This window comes from Hydrogenivirga sp. 128-5-R1-1 (genome assembly GCF_000171895.1).
Map to the genome: position 1 here is coordinate 1 of NZ_ABHJ01000055.1, position 4,120 is coordinate 4,120.

A 4,120-nucleotide genomic window follows, 5' to 3' on the forward strand; every position below is an offset into this window, starting at 1 on the left:
AAAAATAAAAAGATACTTAAATGCTGTGCTTCCAAGGGATATATCAATAAAAGAATGTAAGCAAGTACCTTTATCTTTTCATGCAAGATTTTCTGCAAAAGGCAAAACTTATATTTATAAGGTTTATACTCAGCCAGACCCATTCATGTACCAGAGGGGATGGTATATATCTCAAAAATTAGATTTAGAAAATATAGCTGAAGCTGTACAGCTTATAAAAAACACTGAAAATTTAATCTCAATGTCAAAGAAAGGAGATTATTTACGGGAAGATGTTGAGATAAGAGAGTTTAGGTTCAAGTATGATGGGTTTTTACTTAAATTTGAAATCTCAGCTTCGCATTTTCTAAGATACATGGTTAGGAAAATCGTTGCACACGTGGTACATGTAGGAACAGGGAGAATAACAATAGATACATTTAAACAAATACTTGATTCAAAAGACCCTGCAAGAGCCTTATTCATAGCCCCTCCAGAAGGTCTTTATTTAAAAGAAGTTTACTATCTTCCTGAAGATGAGCAGTTATAACCTTTTTACTTGCAGTCTTAATGCATTTAGTACTACGCTGACCGAGCTAAAAGACATTGCAATTGATGCAAAAACTGGTTTTAGAAGAACTCCGTTTATAGGATATAAAATTCCTGCGGCAACTGGTATTCCAATTGAGTTGTAAAAATATGCCCAGAACAGGTTTTGTTTTATTATTTTATTTCCTTCTTTTGAAAGTTTTATAAACTTTAAAATACTTTTCAAGTTATTACTTAAAATCACAGCATCTCCAGTTTCTTTTGCTATATCTGCTCCGCTGCTCATAGAAAGTCCAACATCTGCCTTTGCCATTGCAGGAGCATCATTTATACCATCTCCTACAAACATTACTTTTTTACCTTCTTCTTGAAGATTTTCTACAATTTTTAGTTTATCCTCAGGAAAAACTTCAAAATAAACATTATCAATGCCAAGTTTTTTAGCTACTTCTAATGCAGTATTCTTGCTGTCTCCTGTTATCATTAAAATTTCATAACCTTCTTTTTTTAATTTGCTAATTACTTCATTAGCTTCTTCCCTTATTTCATCTTCTATAGAAACTACACCTACAACTTTACTGTTAACGGCTAAAAATACAACCACTTTTCCTTTTTTAGTTTCATTTTCATAAAATTCTATGTATTTTTTGGGAATTTCAACATTATTTTCCTTCATTAATCTTAAACTTCCGTTTAAGACAATTTCTCTGTTAATAACTGCTCTCAATCCTTTTCCTGTTATGTTTTCAAAATTTTCAACTTCCAAAACACTTCCTTCAAATTTTTCTACCATTGCTTTTGATATAGGATGGTTGCTTTTGGATGCAAGTGTGTAAAGGTAATCTTTTAAGCCCTCATTTTCCAAAATAAATGAAGAAACCTTTAATTTTCCTTTTGTAAGGGTTCCAGTTTTATCAAAAACAACAGTTTTTACGTTGTTTATAATCTCTACAACATCAGAATTTTTTATAAGTATTCCCTCTTTAGCAGATCTTCCAATTAAAGAAACAACCGCAATTGGAGTCGCAAGACCAAGAGCACATGGACAGGCAATAATTAAAACTGAAACTGATGGTATTAGAGAAAGCTGAAAATTTTCGGTGAAAAAATACCAGATGTCAAAAGTAAGAATTGAAATTATAATGATAGTTGGAACAAAGTAATAAACAACCTTATCTGCAAATTTTGCTATTGGAGGCTTTTTACTCTGTGCTTCTAATATTGTTTTTATTATTTGATTTAGAACAGACGATTTTGCATTTCTCAAAGCTTTTATTTTACAGTATCCATCTTGAACTAAACTTCCACTTATAACATTTTGCCCTTTTTCTTTTAAAACAGGCATATACTCACCTGTAATTGCTGACTGATTAACTTCACAACTTCCTTCTATAACAATACCGTCAACAGGAACTTTATCTCCTTTCTTTAAAACCACTATATCACCTTCGACAATACTATCTGCATCAACTTCTATTTCCTTTCCATCCACAATTATTATGCTTTTTTGAGGTTTTAAATTTAAAAGACTTTTCATGAATGATGTTGCCTTGTTTCTTGCCTTTGTTTCTAAATATCTTCCAAGTAAGATAAAGGTAATTATTGCTGCTGCGCTTTCAAAATATGTATTTCTTGAAGTTTCTGGAAAAAATTGAGGAAAAAATAAAACAAACAAAGAGTAAAAATAAGCTGCAGACGTACCAACAACAACTAAAAGGTTCATATCTGCTATTTTATTTTTTAAAGCATTAATTGAGGACTTATAGAAATCAAAACCTATGTAAAACTGAACAGTAGAGGCTAAAATAAAAATTATATACTCTTTATAAGACCAAGAAACAAAAAACTTAATAAAGAATATTATGGAAGTTAAAGCTACTGCTAAAACGACTTTTCTTTTTAATTTAACTTCTTCTAACTGCTTTTTTTTTCTATTTCTTCAAGAGCCTCTAATGCAGAGTATCCAAGTTCATTGATTTTAGAAATAATTTGCTCTTTTGTTATTTTTGCTGGATTGTACTTAAATAAGCCTTTTGAAGTTGCAAAGTTTACTTTTGCTTCAATTATTCCGTCCAGTCCTTTTAAAGTTCCTTCTATTCCAGCAGCACATCCAGCACAGTGCATTCCACCTATTTGAAGTTCTAAAACTTCTTCAGAAGAAGTTGAAGTATCTGTTGAAGCATTTATCTCATTAGTTTTTTCTTTTCCCAAAGAAAATATCCCTACTCCAAAATAACAGAAGTGAGGATAATAATACTAAATATTTATCCAAATAAAACTCCATCACAAATAACAGAATTATAATATAAACTTTAAACTGTTAATTTAAAGTTGAAAATTTAATGTTTATTTTCTCTTGCTTCTTCGTGAGTTTCACTTCCTTTATGTATAAAGTATATTGACAAAGAAATAGATAAAACACCAAGTGCTAAAAACAATAATGTTTGTATATTTTCATAATGATACTCTATAGCAAATTTAAAAAATGTAACAATCAAAACCATTACTATAACTTTTGCGAGCTTTTCTTTAAGCTGGTCAAGGGTATGAACAACAAGTATTTTTGATGAACGAGGACTGTTTTCAGCGGCATCTATTTTACTAATAAAAAGTTCATATAAGCCAAGCCCAAATATTAAAAGAACTGTAGCTATTAAATAAACATCAACGGCACTTACTATATATTTAACAGCTTCTTTGTGGAATTCCTCAAACTCTCTTGAGAATGAAAGCATACTAAAAAAACTTTTTACTACAAAAATAACATCATAAGTTCCAATTAAAACAAGGATAAAGGCAGCTATTATACTTGCAACAACTGCAATAAATATCATAAATCTGCTTTCCCACAGCAGTTTTTCAACAACTTTTTCAATAAGTTCTCTCATTTAAAATTTAACCCCCTGATTTTCTAAAAGAGTTTTCATTGCCTTTGCCACTTTTTGAATTTCCCACTGTGCATGAGGGTCTGTTCTTTTAATTATAAAATCTTTTATCCAGCTTAGTGTTCCAGAAACTACAATTGTTGTTTTTCTTCCGTGTGGAAGTATAAATCTTGCGTCTTCTCTTTTTATTTTACAGTTGTAAACTGCAAAATCATACACAATTTGTGAAAGCTGGTCTATATCTTTAAAAAGGGTTTGCAGATTACTATCTTTTTCTTCATTTAAGTATTTTTCAACTCTCTTTTTTACACCTTCTTTTAAATTTTCTTTTGCATCAGACTTTTCTACAAAGCTAAAAACCTTTTGAGTCAAATTTCTAATTTCTTTGAGAATATTACTGTCTATACTGCAGTTTGCTTCTTTTATAGATGGAGGAATTATAAGTACATTTTCATCTTCTTTTACGTATCTCTGGCTTCTTTGAGAATAATTTAATGCAGTATGCCTTACAAGCTGATGTGTCATTGTCCTTGATACATTATCTATGTAAAAAACTGCATATCCGTCATAATCCTTCATAAGTCCTATCAGCCATACATCATTTTTATATCCAAGCGGGTCAATTGGTGTATCGTAATCAGCCATTTTTTCAAAGGTTTTAAAGTAAGCTTCTTCATCTGTTTGCAGAAGTTCCTCTAAATAATGTC

5 protein-coding genes are annotated in these 4,120 nt (G+C 30.4%); 1 reads left to right on the forward strand and 4 read right to left on the reverse strand.

Annotated features, from left to right (window positions below):
• On the forward strand, positions 1-529 hold a 529-nt coding region (locus HG1285_RS05620), incomplete at its 5' end, for a tRNA pseudouridine synthase A (RefSeq protein WP_008288348.1).
• Here the strand turns inward: HG1285_RS05620 and HG1285_RS05615 are convergent.
• The 4 genes from HG1285_RS05615 to thyX form a co-directional block, all read right to left on the reverse strand.
• Complete coding sequence (locus HG1285_RS05615; protein ID WP_343122636.1) at positions 524-2,392, reverse strand: copper-translocating P-type ATPase; 1,869 nt, start codon at positions 2,390-2,392, stop codon at positions 524-526. The genes HG1285_RS05620 and HG1285_RS05615 overlap by 6 nt on opposite strands.
• A 50-nt stretch (positions 2,393-2,442) precedes the next feature.
• The gene (locus HG1285_RS18250; protein ID WP_008288351.1) at positions 2,443-2,739 is read right to left on the reverse strand and encodes a heavy metal-associated domain-containing protein; all 297 of its coding nucleotides are present in this window, start codon (positions 2,737-2,739) and stop codon (positions 2,443-2,445) included.
• Between the two features lie 128 nt (positions 2,740-2,867).
• Positions 2,868-3,416, reverse strand: a complete 549-nt coding sequence (locus HG1285_RS05610) for a YqhA family protein (protein WP_008288352.1) — start codon at positions 3,414-3,416, stop codon at positions 2,868-2,870.
• On the reverse strand, positions 3,417-4,120 hold a 704-nt coding region (gene thyX / locus HG1285_RS05605), incomplete at its 5' end, for an FAD-dependent thymidylate synthase (protein ID WP_008288353.1).

Excerpts from the sequence above, each read along its gene's own strand:
- HG1285_RS05610 (WP_008288352.1), bottom strand. The coding sequence starts at position 3,416 with ATGAGAGAACTTATTGAAAAAGTTGTTGAAAAACTGCTGTGGGAAAGC.